Raw genomic sequence first — 16,435 nt, forward strand, 5'->3', positions numbered from 1 at the left:
GCCCGCAAACCCGGTTATTCAGCGGAAATCGACGACCGTGAGCAAGATCGGCAAACTATCACTATCGCTTCCTGGTGAGCCTTATGCTTATTCGCACTATGCGGTCCCATCACCCTGACAATGAATACGCGGGGTGCCGGCAAAGGATAGGGGTCAGAAACGTTATGAGCAGCAGATGTTTACAAAACTGGACGGCCCGATTCGCAATACTCTTCGGTATCGCCGCAGCCGGAATGATCACGATGTCACCGGCGCAGGCCGAACCGCTTTGGCCGGGAGGCCCCGATATTCCGGGTGTTCCGGCGATTATTCCCCCAGCTCCGGTCGTCGCGCCGTGTTCGGCGGCGGCACGGGCGTGCATACAGCTCTCGACCAATGAACTATGGCTCATGGACGACGGCAAAGTCACCTATGGCCCGACCCCGATTTCGCACGGTCGGCCGGGCTACGAAACGCCGCCTGGCGTCTTCCGCGTCGCATTCAAAAAGGAATATCACTGGAGCACAATGCATAACGCGGAGATGCGTTATGCGGTCTTCTTCAACGGCGATATTGCTACCCATATCGGTCCGATCGAAGAACAGTCCCATGGCTGTATCCGAATGACACCCGACGGCGCCCGCGCAACCTATGATTATCTGTCGCCGGGCGACGTGTTCGAAGTAGTGGAGTGACCTGAAAAGTAGTCCACCCCCATGGATAGTTGCAGTGTTGGTGCCGCCGAACCCAACGCGATGCCCGTTGGGCCGCAAGGATTCCCGTCCGCGCACCGGCGATGGCCGCGCCTGCCCGCGCGGCCATCGTGGCGGCGGTCGACCTCGACGGCGGTCTTGTAACGCGACCAGGATCGCCGCCGATGTCCAATCCGTCCGCTCCGGGCACGGGATTCGGTTATCCCCGCATCGCCGGAAACGATGACAGATCGGCTCCTCACCACTTCGACTCCAAAAAGGGGGGACTATGAATATCAAGTCTTCGGCTTTGATCGCACTCGCTGCAGGCGTTGTGATCAGCGTGGCCGGGTGCAGCTCGAATACGACGTCCGACGCCGCCGGCACATCCACTGCTACGGCTCCCTCTTCGTCGCGCGCCGCGGCTACTTCGATACCGGCGGGTGACCCCCAGGCGCCGCAGTTCGTACAGCCGCCGGGTGCCGGTGGCAATCTGCCCGATGCGCCCACCGCACAATCCGATTCGCTTACCGCGCAACCGGAAACACCCGCGCCCGCGAACGCATCGACGCCCGCGAACCCATCGACCGATCAGCCGCAACCATCGCCCGTCGCGGATCCGTCCGGCAGCGGGCACGGATTGTGCTTCGATTTGAATTCGGGACTGGCCGAATCGGGGATCGCCAGTTTGGGGACGCCGCCCGGGGGCGGCCAATGGCAAATCCAAGGGGCGAGCAATGATGCGATTTCGGATGGTTGTTCCGGAGTCCTGTCGTGGATGACCGTGGAATGGGCGGGAATCCATCCCGGAACGCACATACTGTTCTTCACCGACGGAACCTATCTCGGGACCGCGAGCGCAAAACCCTACGCCTACACCGAGGTAATCGGAAAAACCAGAAATACGGTGTCCGCGCAGTACAAATGGGCGCGCCCCGAGGACGCGCTGTGCTGCCCGCAGGGGGGACCGAGCGTCGTGACCTTCACCTTGAATGGAACCTCCGTACACGCGGACGGCCAATTCCCGCCGGACAACTGAACGGGCGTGCGCCGAGCGTACGATCCGAGCACGCGTACCCGTAGGGCCGGTACCGCCGAAGCGGTACCGGCCCTATAGGTTTCGGTTGTGCCGTGACTATTTGGTCGCGTACTGCGTGTCCTCGCGATCGGGTTCGGCGGCTTCCTCGTCGTCCGCCATCACCGCTTCACCGCGGGCGATCATGCCCGCCTCGTCCGACAGCGTCATGTGCGGAATGAACAGCGCGAGCCCGAACGCGATCAGCGCGCCGGGGACCAGGTACCAGAAGCCGGGCACCAGGGCGTCGACATACGCCCCGACGATCGCGTCATGCAGGTTCGCGGGCAGATGCTTCACCGCCGAAGGCACCAGCGCGCTCGGGTCGAGCTTCGCCGCCATCGCCTCCGGTCCGTGCGACACGAAAACATCGGTCAGCCCCTCGGTCAGACGGTTGGTGAAGATCGAGCCGAAGATGGCGACGCCGAGCGCGCCGCCCATCTCGCGGAAATAATTGTTGGCACTGGTCGCGGTGCCGATCTGGTTGGGCGCCACCGCATTTTGCACGACAAGCACGATGATCTGCATGATCAGGCCTAGTCCGGCACCCATGACGAAGAGCATCGCCGAAACCACCCACATGCTGGTGTGGGCGTCGATCCGGGTCAACCACAGCATGTCCAGGATCATCAGCGCCGCGCCGAGTGGTGGGTAGAGCTTGTAGCGGCCGGTCTTGGTGACCATGGCCATCGAGGCGATCAGCGTGATCATCATGCCGACCATCATCGGTATCAACAGCAGGCCCGACACGGAAGCCGAAGCGCCGGTGGCCATTTGCAGATAGGTCGGCATGAAGGCCAGCGACGCGAACATCACCAGACCGACCAGGAATCCGATCGCGGAGGTCAGCACGAAGGTTCGGCTGCGGAACAACCACAGTGGCAGCATCGGCTCCTCGGCCCGTGATTCGACGAAGACGAAGGTCGCGACGACCACCACGAACGCGGCGATCATTGTCACCATGACCGCTGAGCCCCAGTCGTATTGCTTGCCACCCCAGTCGGTGATGAGAATCAGCAGCGTGGTCGCGGCCGACATCAGGACGACACCGAGGTAGTCGGGGCGGGTCTTGGGCCGGTGGCTCGGAATGCTCAGATAGCGATACGCGATGAACAGCGCCGCGATACCGATCGGCACGTTGATCCAGAAGCACCAACGCCAGCCGAGATGGTCGGCGAAGAAGCCACCGAGCAGCGGACCCGCCACCGAGGTGATCCCGAAGACCGCACCCATCGGCGCCATGTACTTGCCGCGGTCCTTCGCGGGCACCACATCGGCGATGATGGCCTGCGCCAGGATCATCAGGCCGCCACCACCGACGCCCTGCAGACCGCGGAAGGCGATGAACTCCCAGAAGCCAGTCGACGCGGCGGCGCCGACGGAGGCGACCGTGAAGATCGTGATCGCGAACAGGAACGGCCAGCGCCTGCCGAACAGGTCACCGAACTTTCCGTAGATCGGCATCATGATGGTGGTCGCCAGCAGATATGACGTGGCGGTCCACGCCATATTGGAGATGCCGCCGAGATCACCGACGATGGTCGGCATCGCGGTGCCGACGATGGTCTGATCGAGGCTTGCCAGGAACATCCCCGCGATCAGCGCGGTGAAGATGAGCCAGATTCGCTTCTGGGTGAGGACAATCGGGCCAGGTGGCGATTGTACCGTTGTGGTCATTCGGCAGGTCTCCTATTCCTGTCGTCAGGCTGGTTGAACAACCGGGCGGCCATCGCACAGTGTTCGCGTACCGCTGCGGCCAGCGATCTGTTCGGATCCCCGGCCGAGGACATCGCCGCCGTCGAGGTGATGCAGGTCATGACTCCCGCTGCGAGCGAGACGAATTCGGGCGAAGCCTCATCGCCCATGCGGGCCACGAGAAGTTCACCGATGGCGGACTCCAGCCGGGGGCCGGACGCGACGAAACCCGCCAACACCCGCGGCTCCGTTTGGATAATCTTCGTCACCAGCGAAATCCCTTCTCGCACATCACTTTCCGTTTCGAATCCACATGAGAAGAGCCAGGTGAGGTCGTCGATCAGGATGCCGGTCGGGCCGCCGGCGACGAACTGCTCGCGCGAGTGCCGCGTGCCGACCTCGCCGACCGGTCCGACAACCGCGTCCAATTTCGTTTCGTAGTAGTTGAAGAACGTGCGCGGTGATACGCCGACCGCACGTGCGATGTCTTCGACGGTCGTCGCGTCGAGCCCGCGCTCGACGGTCAGACGCCGCGCGGCTAGACACAGGTCGAGCAGTGTGCGCTGCTTCTTTTGTTCGCGCAGACCGACAGTCGGCTCGACGCGCTTCGACTGGGACATGTCGAGAATTTAGCACAAACTGCAAGTTTTCAGAAACTGCAAATATCTCGTATCGAGCCCACCCTCGCACCGGGCGAGCGCGGCCCGACCGGGTGTAAGTTCGCTGCGGAGTCAGCGGTTTTCGATGACCAGAGTCTGGTCTCGCCGGCTTGTCTGGTGCCGACGCCGAGCAGACCGGGCTGGGTGAGCTGCCGACCAGGAAGGTGGCGATCACGGTGGCCGGGAACGTTGTAGGGTGAACCTCGAAACGGAGATTAATACTCCGCTTGGGTGCTGAAATCACTATCAACGTACGAGGAGAAGTACTTTTGACCGCTGTGCACGGACTTTCGGTGGACGTTCAGACACCTGATGGTGTCGCCGACGCGTATGTCGCCTACCCCGACGACGGCGTCGCCCATCCGGGGGTCCTGGTGTTCCAGGACGGTTTCGGACTGCGGCCCAGCCTGCGATCCCTGGCCGACCGTATTGCCGACCACGGCTACACCGTCCTGCTGCCGAACCTCTTCTACCGGAACGGACGCGCGCCGGTGATCGAGCTGCCGGACTTCATCGACCCGTCGCAGCGGCCGGAGATCTTCCAGCAAATCCTGCCGATGATCCGCGAGCTGACACCGGAGGTCGTGCGTTCCGACGCCGGTGCCTACCTCGAGTGGCTGGCGGAGTCTCCGCAGGTCGCCGAGGGCCCGGTCGGGCTCACCGGCTACTGCATGGGAGCGCGGCCAGTGGTGCTGACCGCCGCTATGTTCCCCGATCGGGTCGCGGCGGCGGCCGGATTCCATGGCGGCCCGTTCGTCACCGACACCCCGGACAGCCCGCACCTGGCCGTCGGAACCATCACGGCGGAGCTGTATCTCGGCCACGCCGGCCAGGATCACAACAAGTCCCCGGAACACACCGCCGAGTTCGACAAGGCACTAGATGCCGCCGGCGTCCGCCATCGCACCGAGGTCTACGAGGGTGCCCAGCACGGCTACACCCAGGCCGACACTTCCGCCCACGACCCCGAGTCGGCCGAACGGCACTACCGCGAACTGCTGGACCTGTTCGACCGCAACTTGCGCCCGGCGGTTAGCTGAGCGCGCTCAGTGCGCTCGGCGGCGCGGCGGTATTCCTTTCGGGTCGAAAAGGACTGAACGACAGGCGATTCAATAGTGGCCGGCCTAAACCTGGATCCACCGAACCCAGAAAGTTCTGTGGCCCAAAATTTCCCGAAATAGGTTGCGGTGCACCAGTTTATCTGCGGTGATTACTGGCGGACGGATGCTGCGAAGTGCCTGGCAATCATTGGGTGAAGAGCGAGTGATCCGGCTCCGGTATCCACATGGTGCCGGCCTGGGGTCGGGCGTAGTTGCGCGTGATGAAGTCGCGGAGAGGCGCGAGCTGTGGATTGGTGGTAGCTGTGTTTCGCCACAGCAGAGCCATGGGGTAGGCAGGCGTGGGGTTGACAATTGGGATTCGGCGGATGGTGGGATGCCAGGGCGTTGTGGTTCCTTCTCCGCCAAAAGCGACTAGTGCGGTTGAGGCGGCGATGCGGTCGATGATGTTCGTGAAGCCGATGCCGTCAGGGTGGCGCTCGGTATCGATAGCCATTCCACAGTATTCGCTGAGCTGGCGGTAGAAGTCGGACACTTCGGACCCGAATCCGGCTCCGGGCACCCAGGCTGTGTAGCCAGTGAGGTCGCGAAGTTCGACATGGTCGCGGCTGGCGAGTGGGTGTTGCTTGCCAACGAGTAGATGTAGCGCGTCGAGGTACGCGGGTGCTGCAGTGATGTGAGGTGGGAGCGGTCGCGTGCGCCAGTGCGAACGGGCGAAGGCTGCATCGACTCGGCCGTCGATGACGGCGTTGCGTGAGGTATTCGAGGGGCTCATCATGATTAGTTCCACCTCGGCGTCTGGCCGCTTCTCGAGGTAGAACCGCATCAGGTTCGCGTCGGCGATCTGAGCGCCGTGCACCGCCACTCGCAGCACCGGCGAGCCGAGGACGGCTGCGATGGCCGCGTCGGCCGACGCGAGAACAGTGCGCGCGTGGGGCAGGAATCGTGCGCCCTGCGCGGTCAACGCAATGCTGCCGGCGCGGCGGGCGAACAGTTGAGTGCCCAGGTGGACTTCGAGCTTGGCGATCCGCTTGGACACCGCCTGCTGACTGATACCCAGCACCGACGCGGCGAGACCGAACTGGCCCTCGTCGCTGACGGCGACCATCGCTCGCACCGCAGCCAGATCAAGATCCAACGCGATCACCTGCCTCCACATCCATTAGTTGTTCCCGATGGCCGTCGGTTGTTCGACTAAGAGCCACTCTAACTGGTCATACACGCGGCAATCTGCAGTGTCATCCAACAACTAGAAGGCGTTTATTGCGCTGAGTTTATGGGTCTGGTCATGAAGGTCCACGGCCACGGCAGGCAGGGCACCGGATTCGGATACACCGGGACGCGAGCTCCGCCATCAGATCGGTGGATCGAGGCTGAACAGCCCGGCTACCACGCGTAAGGCGGAACCGGCTCTCGCGCGAGCCGGTACGCTCGCTAAGAGATTTTCGCCGGAACCGAGAGCAGCCAGGTCGCCACCATGCAGTTCTACAGTGTCCCTACGAGTGATCCCAGATCATGGACCACCATCACCAACGCTCTAGTTCCGATGAACCATCAGTTCCGCGATCCGGAACGGTGGCATGCGGGACTGACCGGCCAGGAGACCAGCACCTATCGCCTGATGCGCTGGGATCAACGCGGCGACCGCGTTTCCGATCGCACCAGCGCACACATCCGCGAGGCGCCCTGCGACGACTTCTATTGGATCGTCGTTCCCGAACGGGGCATATATTCGATGCGGTCTCGCGATGAGCTGACGGTGGCCCCGCCCGGCCGTGCCGTGCTTTCGGGCCTCAACGAGGCATGCCAGCTGCACATTCCCGAATCCACCGCGCACGCGTTCCAGGTTCCGCGCATAGAGATCGACCACCGAGTGCCACCGTCCAGGCACACCGTAGTGCTGGATATGACTCGTGGTCTCGGCCGGATCGCCCAGGACATGATCCGCGGCACCCACGCCGAACAAGCGAACCTGTCGGACCGTGACTTCAACGGTGTCTGCGACCGGATCACCGAACTGTTGTGCATGATGGCCATCGGGGACCCCTCGCCACAGCGAGCCCACCACGCCGATGTCGCGGAGAGCATCCGGCGTTATGTGCGCCGGCACGTCGGGCGCGGCGATGTGCGGCTACCCGCGGTGGCGCATGCCCTCGGCTGGTCGCCCCGCCAGCTGCGGGTGGTCCTGCAGGAAACCGGAACCACCTATCGAGATGTGCGCAGGGACGAGGCATTACGCGCGGCCCGCGACATGTTGGAGGATCCGGCCAGCCAGGCCATGCCCATCGGCGAACTCGCGACGAGGTGCGGGTTCACCGCGAGCTGGTTTTCCGCGGCATTCAAGGCCCGATACGGGCAGACGCCTCGGGATTTCCGCCGTCGCCGGCTGACGGAAAACGCGGCCCCGCAGTCTTGACGACCGCATGACTGTGCGGCGCTGGATTACCCAGCGCCGCACCATCAATCAGCGAACTACGCGTCGTCGAGCCGAACCGGAAGCTGTATCGGACCGATCGTGCTGATCTGTGGCGTGTATTGAATATCCGCCGGGTCGATCGCGAGAGTCAGCCGCGGAAAGCGATTGAACAGCGCCGACAGCGCGATCCGGCTTTCCAGGCGCGCCAATGGAGCGCCGAGGCAGAAATGCGGCCCATGGCCGAAAGCGAGCTGGTCACGATCGATCCGGTCGATATCGAAGATATCGGCGTCGGGGTAGCGCGTCGCATCCCGGCCGACACCGCCGGTCCACACCACCATGCCGCCCGCCGGAATGTCCACACCGGCCACGTTTACGTCATGCCGTGCGTACCGCATGAGCGCGGCGACCACCGACGAGCGATAGCGCAGCATCTCCTCCACCACGTCGCGCCACCGATCATCGGCGCGCGCGGTCGCGAGCTGATCGGGGTGCGCGCACAACACGACAACCGCATTGCTGAGCAAATGCACCGTGGTCTCGTGGCCGGCCACGATCACCAGCCACAGCATCTCGACGAGTTCCACTGTGGTCAAATCGTTCTGCCCGTTTGCTTCCAGCAATGCGGAGGTGAGGTCATCGCCGGGTTCGCGTCGCTTCCTCTCGAGCAACTCGACGAAGTAACCGATCATCGCCCGCATTGCCGCATGCGCCTGTTCGCCGGTGCTGTCGGTCGACACGATAGTGACCGTCCAGCCCTTGATCAGCGGCTGTTCGTCCACCGGCACACCGAACAGTTCGCAGATAACGCGCACCGGCAACGGCGTGGTGAAATGCTCGACCAGGTCGACCACGCCGTCGGCGGGAAAGCTTTCGAGCAGCTCGGCGGCGATCTGCTCGATCCGCGGCTCGAGCGCCGCGATCCTGGCGGGAGTGAAAGCCTTGTTGATGGTTTGGCGCAGCCTCCGATGCTCGACGTCGTCCTTGTTGAGCATGTGATCCATGTCGGTCAGCGCGCGCAGCGGCCAATCCGGTGCGATGGTGCCGTCGTGCAGCGCCGGGCAGTGCGCGGGGCTCTTGGCGAACACCTTGTCGTCGAGGATCGCGGTGACAGCCCGATGGCTGACGGCTACCCAGGCAGGAACGTTCCCCGGCAGTTCGATGGGAACGACCTCGCCGCTACGACGAATTCGCTCATGTGTGTCGAGAATTGATTCTCCAGCGTTCGGCAGCTGGATGACTGACTCGGTCATGCTGTCTCCCAAGGCTTTCGGGTTGATGCCGGGTAAGTCTCGATTGCGGACCGGCACCACCACAACCGCATCCGCACACCATGCCGCCAACCAACAAACACGGCACGAAACCACAAACTTCAGGGCTCGGGTAGCAGTAGTCCGGCCCGATCCCGCCGGAAGCGGGCAGGTCATCACCGCCCCGGTCGCCGGCGCCGGAGGGCGGACACAACACACGCCGATCCCCCGGCTTCCGCACCGACCCCGCGTTCGGACGGTAGAACGGATATCGTGATGCCTTCGAAGCTCTTGACCGCGCTCGTCTGCACAATCGCTGCTTCCATCGTGCTCGTCGAACCGGCCGCGGCTGCCCCGCCGGGTTCACAACTGGTCAGGGAATCACCCATCGATGACCGGGTGTCGAGGGTGGATGTCTACTCCCCGTCGATGGATCGGGTCATCTCCAATCGGGTGATTCGAGCGGCGGGCGACGGCCCGGCACCCACCCTGTATCTGCTGACCGGGCTCGGCGGCGGCGAGGACGGCATCTCGTGGTGGGACAACACCGATATCCGGGAGTTCTTCGCCGACAAGCACGTCAACGTGGTGCTGCCTATCGGTGGCGCCTACAGCATGTACACCGACTGGCTCGCCGACGATCCGGCGGTCGGCCGCCAGCGCTGGCAGACCTATCTGACGCGGGAACTCCCGGCGCTGGTCGACGACCACTTCGCCACCACTGAGCGTAATGCGATAGCCGGTGTCTCGATGAGCGCGGGCTCCGCCGTCGACCTGGCCATCCAGGCGGGCGATCTTTACAGTGCGGTGGCCGCCTACAGCGGCTGCCCCTGGTCCTCCGACCCTGTCGGGATGAGCTTTGTCAGCGCCCAGGTGTTGCGCGGCGGCGGCAACACACTGAACATGTGGGGCACCCCAGGCGGCGATACCTGGCGAGCGCACGACGCGTTCGCCAACGCGGGCCGCCTTGCCGGGAAATCCATCTATTTGTCGGCCGCTTCCGGGATGCCGGGCACGATCGACGAGGGCGGCATCCCACTGCCACCCATCGAAGCGATAGCGAGTGCCTGTACTGCTGCCATGGCGGGCAGGCTCGGCCAACTCGGTATTCCCGCAAGGCACCTCAACCGCCCCGCAGGTTCACACACCTGGGCCCAGTTCGAAGCCGACCTGCACGACTCGTGGCCTCTCCTGGCCCGCGCCCTCGGTGCGTGATTTCGTCGGCGCGAGTCGAATGATGCTCCTCGACAAGAGGACTCGACAGCGCGTAATCGGATGGACCATCGACGAGTTCCCGCTGGTACCGGCCGCCGGGGAACGCCGATCGTTCACCGCCAACACCATCCTCGCCGACGGCGACGTGACAAGAACGGCGCCCCGCAGATCAGCGTCGCCGACGCCACACTGTTGTACCTGACCGGCGGCGATCAGGCGCGGCTGGTTGTTCATCACCGCCCCCGCGATCCGCGAACCCGAGAAGCGATGACGCATCCAAAATCACGCGCCGTCCGATAAACAAACGGCGACCACGCACTACGAGCCCGTCCTATATCCTTCCAAAGTCCGTTCCTCGACCAAAGGTGGTTCACAGTGAGTTCGGTAATCGATGCACCTGATGTCGCGTCGCAAGTGGGGCACTATTACCGGACAGACGGCACACACGATGTCGGCCGCGAGAAGATCCGCGAGTATGCGCGAGCCGTACAGGATTATCACCCCGCGCACTGGGACGAGGACGCGGCGGCGAAACTCGGATACTCGGGCCTGGTAGCACCTTTGACGTTCGTCTCGATTCCGGCGATGGCGGCCAACCGCACCCTGTTCGAGACAGTGGTCGTCGGATACGACATGTTCGTCCAGACCGAGCAGGTATTCGAACAGTACAAGCCGATCGTCGCGGGCGATCGGCTCAGCACCGATGTCGAACTCACCTCGGTCCGCCGGATCGCGGGCAAAGACCTGATCACCGTCACGAACACCTTCACCGATCAGACCGGCGAGGTGGTGCACATCATGCATACGACGGTCGTCGGCATCACCGATGACGGGGTGGACCCCGAGATAACTCGCGCCGTGGACAACATCATGGTGCACGGTGTCAACATCCTCGGACGCGGCAGGACACCCGAGGATAGTTCGGCGACAAGCACAGAGTCGGCACCACGGCGGCCGGAGGGAGAAATCCGGCTCTCCCTCGAAGGACAGGCGCGGATTCCGGGTACGGCTGTGTCATTCGATGATCTGGCCGTCGGTGCGGAACTCCCGATTCGCAATGCGACCGTCTCGCGCGGCGACCTCGTGAACTACGCGGGTGTTTCCGGCGATGTCAACCCGATTCACTGGGACGATCGGGTAGCCCGGCTCGCCGGGCTACCCGACGTCATCGCGCACGGCATGCTCACCATGGGGTTGGGGGCGGGGTTTGTCTCAGCGTGGTCGGGAGATCCTGGCGCGGCCACCCGATATGGCGTTCGGCTTTCGAACTACACGGTGGTCGACACCCAACTGGGTGGGCAGATCGAATACTCCGGCCGAATCAAGTCGCTCGACCCGGCCACGCGAAGTGCTGTCGTCGCTATCGTGGCGAAGTCCGCCGGCCGCAAGATCTTCGGGCTGGCGACCACCAATATCCAGTTCCGCTGATAATGCTGCAATAGCCTGGGCGACAGCGGCTTTGGCGGCATGCGGGTCGCCGGATCGGAGCAGGGTGAGGTACTGAAGGGCCATTCGGAGCCGAAGAAGATGTGGTCGCGGGCGGTGCGGGCCATGGATGCGAGCGCCCCGCTCAGTGCGGTGTAGCAGCAGGTTAAGCTGATGCTCTTATGGCCCTCAGCGCGACACTGCACAACTTCGCCGTCCAGCTCGCCGATGTCGACCGCGGCGTCTACGAGGATCTGGAGTTGCGGCTGGCGCGCCATCCGTCCGAGACCGCCGAATTCATGATTACACGGCTGCTTGCCTACTGCCTCGAGTACCAGGAAGGCATTGCCTTCAGTGATGGCGGCGTATCGTCCACGGACGAACCCGCGGTGCTGGTACGCGATCTCACCGGGCGTCTTACCGCTTGGATCGAAGTCGGCGCCCCCGACGCGGAACGCCTGCACCGAGGCAGCAAACTGGCCGGACAGGCCGCCGTATACACCCATCGCGACCCCGCCAAGGTGCTGGCACAACTCGTGGGCAAACGCATCCACAACGCCGACGCCATCCCCCTCTACAGCTTCGATCGCGACTTCATCGATGCGGCGGTCACCGCGATCCAACGTCGCAACACCGCCACACTCTCGATCACCGAGCGCCTGCTGTACCTGGACCTCAACGGCACCACTATGAGCACTGCGGTCGACAAGCACGCAGTCGGATAAGCACGGCATAGCTCGGGGGCACCGAAGCAACTGGTCATCGCCGAGTCCAAGGCACCGATGTGAGATGTGCTGACAGCAATTTTCACGCCACTCCGGCCACATGTTTGCCACCAATTCGCCCTGATGGTTCCATGAAGACGCGGCACCTTTGACGTGGCTGAAATCGACACCGCCACATTTGCCGAGCGGATCTGAGTGCTGGTGAAAGGAGCCGTGCCTCGATGCCTGCCCTTGGTTCACGCTGGTGCCGTTTTGCAATCGACAGCCTCGCCGTGGCACTCGCGTTGGCGGGAATGGTCGCGACCCCTCCCGCCGCCGCCGATGTCAGCGAGGACGGCAGCAGCCCACCCGCTGGTGCGAACGATTGGGACTGCGCCCCGTCGGCTACCCAGCCCGAACCGGTGCTGCTCGTGCACGGGACCTGGGGCAATCAGAACACCTGGGACACTCTCGCCCCCGAGTTGAAAGCCCGTGGGATGTGCCTATTCTCGTTCAATTATGGCCGCGCGCCGTTCAGCATCCGCGGTTCGGCTCCAGGCGTCTACGGCACTGCGGATATCCGCTCCTCCGCGAAAGAACTCGCCGCGTTCGTCGACCAAGTGCGCAGTGCCACCGGTGCGGCGAAGGTCAACATCGTCGCTCACTCGCAGGGTGGCCCACTGACCCGGCAGTACCTCCGATTCGGCGGCGGCATATACCCCGGCGACCCGGAGCGCAATAAGGTCGATCGGCTCGTCACCATCGCCGCAACCAACCATGGCACCTCGGCCGAAGGGCTCGGCAACCTGCTACCCACCGGGAGTGCGTCCGCGCCGGCGGACGCCGTGATCGCCAGGGTGCTCGGCATCGCGGCGGTCCAGCAGCTGATAGGCAATGAATTCATCCACACCCTCAACGCCGCGGGCGATACCGAGCCCGGTATCCGTTACACGGTGATCGCAAGCCGCGTCGACCGGGTCGTCACCCCGCCCGAAGCCACCTTCCTGCACGCCGGCCCCGGCGCTACTGTCGACAATTTGTGGGTCCAGGACCTGTGCCCCACCGACTCCTTCGACCACGGCACCCTCCCCGATTCACCCGCGGTGTCCTATCTGGTCCACCAGGCGCTCGGCCTGACTCGAACCGGCCCGGCCTGCGTCACGCCAAACGAAGACCAGCCTTCCGCGAGCGAAAACGGCTCCGCCTGACCACTATTCGTCGCGGCACAACCACACAGCACCAGCCATCGGATGTCTCCGCCGATCGGGTCACGTGCCGACGTAATCGGCGAGGTGCTCGCCGGTGAGGGTGGAGCGGGCGGCGACGAGCTCGGTGGGGGTGCCCTCGAAGACGATCCGGCCACCGTCGTGGCCGGCGCCTGGACCGAGGTCGATGATCCAGTCGGCGTGCGCCATGACCGCCTGGTGATGCTCGATGACGATGACCGACTTACCGGAATCGACGATCCGATCGAGCAGGCCGAGCAACTGCTCGACATCGGCGAGGTGCAGGCCGGTGGTCGGCTCGTCGAGAACGTAGACGCCGCCCTTATCTGCCAGGTGGGTGGCGAGCTTCAGCCGCTGCCGTTCGCCGCCGGACAGCGTGGTGAGTGGCTGGCCGATGGTGAGATAGCCGAGCCCGACATCGGCGAGCCGCTGCAGAATCTTGTGCGCGGCCGGGATCCGCGCCGCACCGGCGCCGAAGAACTCCTCGGCCTCGTCCACCGACATCGCGAGCACCTCGCTGATATCGCGACCGCCGAGGTGGTAGTCCAGCACAGCGGCCTGGAACCGCTTCCCTTCGCACACCTCGCAGGTGCTTGCGACGCCGGCCATCATCGCCAGGTCGGTGTAGATGACACCCGCGCCGTTGCAGTTGGGGCAGGCGCCCTCGGAGTTGGCGCTGAACAGCGCCGGTTTCACGCTGTTGGCCTTCGCGAATGCCTTGCGGATCGGGTCGAGCAGTCCGGTGTAGGTCGCCGGGTTGCTACGCCGCGAGCCGCGGATGGGCGCCTGGTCGACCGACACCACATCCGCACCGGCCGGGATCGATCCATGCACGAGCGAGCTCTTGCCGGAGCCCGCGACACCGGTGATGACGACCAGCACCCCGAGCGGGATATCGACGTCGACATCCCGCAGATTGTGCGTTGTCGCGCCGCGAATCTCCAACGTGCCGTTGGGTTTGCGTTCCGATTCCTTCAGCGCGGCCCGATCGTCGAAGTGGCGGCCGGTGATGGTCCCGCTGGCCCGCAATCCCTCGACGGCGCCCTCGAAGCAGACGGTGCCGCCCGCCGAACCGGCGCCGGGGCCGAGGTCGACGATGTGGTCGGCGATCACGATCGTCTCCGGCTTGTGCTCGACGACCAGCACGGTATTGCCCTTGTCCCGCAGCCGCAGCAGCAGGTTGTTCATTCGTTGAATGTCATGGGGGTGCAGGCCCGCGGTCGGCTCGTCGAAGACGTAGGTGACGTCGGTGAGCGAGGAACCGAGATGACGGATCATCTTGACGCGCTGCGCCTCGCCGCCCGACAGCGTGCCTGCCGGCCGGTCGAGCGAGAGGTAGCCGAGCCCGATCTCCACGAAGGAGTCGAGGGTGTGCCGTAGCGAAGCGAGCAGCGGCGCCACCGACGCGTCCTTCACCCCGCTGACCCATTCGGCCAGGTCGCTGATCTGCATCGCACAGGCGTCGGCGATGTTGGCCCCCTTGATCTTCGATGACCGAGCTTCCTTGCTGAGGCGGGTGCCTGCACAGTCGGGGCAGATGGTGAAGGTGACCGCCCGCTCCACGAAGGCGCGGATGTGCGGCTGCAGCGCGTCGACATCCTTGGACAGCATCGACTTCCTGATCTTCGGGATCACGCCCTCGTAGGTCAGGTTGATGCCCTCAACCTTGATCTTGGTCGGCTCCTTGTAGAGCAGGTCGTTGAGCTCCCGCTTGTTGTATTTCTTGATCGGCTTGTCGGGGTCGAAGAAGCCGCAGCCGGTGAAGATCCGGCCGAACCAGCCCTCCATGCTGTAGCCGGGGATGGTGAGCGCACCCTCGTTGAGCGACTTGGTTTCGTCGTACAGCTGGGTCAGGTCGATGTCATTGACCGAGCCCCTACCCTCGCAGCGCGGGCACATACCGCCGGTGATGCTGAAGCTGCGACGCTCCTTCAACATCGTCCCGGCGCGCTCCACCGTGACCGCGCCCGCCCCACTTATCGAGGCGACGTTGAAGGAGAACGCCTGCGGCGAGCCGATGTGCGGCTTCCCGAGACGGCTGAAGAGGATGCGCAGCATCGCGTTGGCGTCGGTCGCGGTGCCGACCGTAGAGCGGGGATCGGCGCCCATCCGCTGCTGGTCGACGAGGATCGCGGTCGTCAGCCCTTCGAGTACATCCACATCGGGCCGCGCCAACGTCGGCATGAAGCCCTGCACGAAGGCGCTGTAGGTCTCATTGATCAGCCGCTGCGATTCCGCGGCGATCGTGCCGAACACCAGCGAGCTCTTGCCCGAGCCGGAGACGCCGGTGAACACCGTCAGCCTGCGCTTGGGGATCTCGATGCTGACGTCCTGGAGGTTGTTCACGCGCGCGCCGTGCACACGGATCAGATCCTGGCTGTCGGCAATATGCGACGCGGGCGACTGCGTGTCGATGCTCGTGGCCATGCTCATCGTGTCCGCATGTGCCGACCGGCGGCCACGGAGCCGACCTGGTCAGGGCCTGAGTGAGTGGTGGTGTCCATGACTGTCACGCTAGCTGCGGCTCGGTGACCGGCGCTTCTCTATTCCTGATCGGTCTGGTCACCTGTTTCGCCACGCATGACGGCATCCCCGCCGTCTCGAGCGCCGCTTCGCGCCGATAGACGCTGGGCGGCACACCGACCAGCTCGGTGAAGCGAGTGCTGAAGGTCCCCAGCGACGAGCAGCCGACCGCGAAACAGACGTCGGTAACGCTGAGGTCGCCAACACGCAGCAGTGCCATCGCGCGCTCGATACGCCGCGTCATCAGATATCCGTACGGTGACTCGCCATAGGCGAGCCGGAACTCGCGACTGAGGTGCCCCGCCGACATATGCGCTCCCCGAGCAAGCGCCTCGACGTTCAACGGCTGGGCATACTCGCGATCGATCCGGTCGCGTACGCGACGTAGCACCGCGAGATCGCGCAAGCGCTCCGTCTCGGCGGGTCTGCTGGTCATACCGCGATCGTCCCACATCGCAATGACACGCGGTCGGGCGTTGGCTTCTTCCGTCTGTTACCCGGAGTGCCGCTTCCGCACG

14 protein-coding genes are annotated in these 16,435 nt (G+C 64.3%); 8 read left to right on the forward strand and 6 right to left on the reverse strand.

What is annotated here, in order from left to right:
• The first annotated feature begins 164 nt into the window (after nt 1–164).
• Together LKE06_RS31615 and LKE06_RS31620 are read left to right on the forward strand one after the other, a co-directional pair.
• The gene (locus LKE06_RS31615) at nt 165–674 is read left to right on the forward strand and encodes a L,D-transpeptidase (RefSeq protein WP_228003105.1); all 510 of its coding nucleotides are present in this window, start codon (nt 165–167) and stop codon (nt 672–674) included.
• 286 nt (nt 675–960) lie between these two features.
• A complete protein-coding gene (locus LKE06_RS31620; protein ID WP_228003106.1) occupies nt 961–1,710 on the forward strand; it encodes an LppP/LprE family lipoprotein in 750 nt (249 codons plus the stop codon).
• Between the two features lie 96 nt (nt 1,711–1,806).
• On the opposite strand, the gene LKE06_RS31625 is transcribed toward LKE06_RS31620, so the two are convergent.
• Nucleotides 1,807–3,423: an MDR family MFS transporter gene (locus tag LKE06_RS31625; protein WP_228003107.1), complete on the reverse strand. Its 1,617-nt coding sequence runs from the start codon at nt 3,421–3,423 to the stop codon at nt 1,807–1,809.
• Nucleotides 3,420–4,061: a TetR/AcrR family transcriptional regulator gene (locus tag LKE06_RS31630; protein WP_228003108.1), complete on the reverse strand. Its 642-nt coding sequence runs from the start codon at nt 4,059–4,061 to the stop codon at nt 3,420–3,422. Before LKE06_RS31630 ends, LKE06_RS31625 begins: the two co-directional genes overlap by 4 nt.
• Before the next feature lie 317 nt (nt 4,062–4,378).
• Here LKE06_RS31630 and LKE06_RS31635 point away from each other — a divergent pair, with 317 nt between their 5' ends.
• On the forward strand, nt 4,379–5,140 hold the full coding sequence (locus tag LKE06_RS31635; RefSeq protein ID WP_228003292.1) for a dienelactone hydrolase family protein: 762 nt from the start codon (nt 4,379–4,381) through the stop codon (nt 5,138–5,140).
• Nucleotides 5,141–5,345: 205 nt separating this feature from the next.
• On the opposite strand, the gene LKE06_RS31640 is transcribed toward LKE06_RS31635, so the two are convergent.
• Nucleotides 5,346–6,305, reverse strand: a complete 960-nt coding sequence (locus tag LKE06_RS31640; RefSeq protein ID WP_228003109.1) for a LysR family transcriptional regulator — start codon at nt 6,303–6,305, stop codon at nt 5,346–5,348.
• Between the two features lie 330 nt (nt 6,306–6,635).
• On the opposite strand from LKE06_RS31640, the gene LKE06_RS31645 reads away from it, so the two are divergent.
• Nucleotides 6,636–7,574: a helix-turn-helix transcriptional regulator gene (locus LKE06_RS31645; RefSeq protein WP_372477454.1), complete on the forward strand. Its 939-nt coding sequence runs from the start codon at nt 6,636–6,638 to the stop codon at nt 7,572–7,574.
• Between the two features lie 56 nt (nt 7,575–7,630).
• On the opposite strand, the gene LKE06_RS31650 is transcribed toward LKE06_RS31645, so the two are convergent.
• The gene (locus tag LKE06_RS31650; protein ID WP_228003111.1) at nt 7,631–8,827 is read right to left on the reverse strand and encodes a cytochrome P450 family protein; all 1,197 of its coding nucleotides are present in this window, start codon (nt 8,825–8,827) and stop codon (nt 7,631–7,633) included.
• Nucleotides 8,828–9,100: 273 nt separating this feature from the next.
• Here LKE06_RS31650 and LKE06_RS31655 point away from each other — a divergent pair, with 273 nt between their 5' ends.
• The 4 genes from LKE06_RS31655 to LKE06_RS31670 all read left to right on the forward strand — a co-directional run bounded on the left by LKE06_RS31655 (nt 9,101) and on the right by LKE06_RS31670 (nt 13,376).
• The gene (locus tag LKE06_RS31655) at nt 9,101–10,039 is read left to right on the forward strand and encodes an alpha/beta hydrolase (RefSeq protein ID WP_228003112.1); all 939 of its coding nucleotides are present in this window, start codon (nt 9,101–9,103) and stop codon (nt 10,037–10,039) included.
• A gap of 375 nt (nt 10,040–10,414) precedes the next feature.
• Entirely contained in the window at nt 10,415–11,467 is a 1,053-nt protein-coding gene (locus tag LKE06_RS31660; RefSeq protein ID WP_228003113.1) for a fused (3R)-hydroxyacyl-ACP dehydratase subunits HadA/HadB, read from the forward strand.
• A 179-nt stretch (nt 11,468–11,646) separates the two neighbouring features.
• Nucleotides 11,647–12,189 (forward strand): YaeQ family protein, encoded by a 543-nt coding sequence (locus tag LKE06_RS31665; protein ID WP_228003114.1) that lies wholly within the window; start codon nt 11,647–11,649, stop codon nt 12,187–12,189.
• 221 nt (nt 12,190–12,410) lie between these two features.
• Complete coding sequence (locus LKE06_RS31670; RefSeq protein WP_228003115.1) at nt 12,411–13,376, forward strand: esterase/lipase family protein; 966 nt, start codon at nt 12,411–12,413, stop codon at nt 13,374–13,376.
• A 60-nt stretch (nt 13,377–13,436) separates the two neighbouring features.
• Here the strand turns inward: LKE06_RS31670 and LKE06_RS31675 are convergent, their stop codons facing one another.
• Complete coding sequence (locus LKE06_RS31675; protein WP_228003116.1) at nt 13,437–15,827, reverse strand: ATP-binding cassette domain-containing protein; 2,391 nt, start codon at nt 15,825–15,827, stop codon at nt 13,437–13,439.
• A 76-nt stretch (nt 15,828–15,903) separates the two neighbouring features.
• On the reverse strand, nt 15,904–16,353 hold the full coding sequence (locus tag LKE06_RS31680; protein ID WP_228003117.1) for a helix-turn-helix transcriptional regulator: 450 nt from the start codon (nt 16,351–16,353) through the stop codon (nt 15,904–15,906).
• Nucleotides 16,354–16,435: the final 82 nt, after the last annotated feature.

This window comes from Nocardia australiensis, assembly GCF_020733705.1.
GTDB lineage: Bacteria > Actinomycetota > Actinomycetes > Mycobacteriales > Mycobacteriaceae > Nocardia > Nocardia australiensis.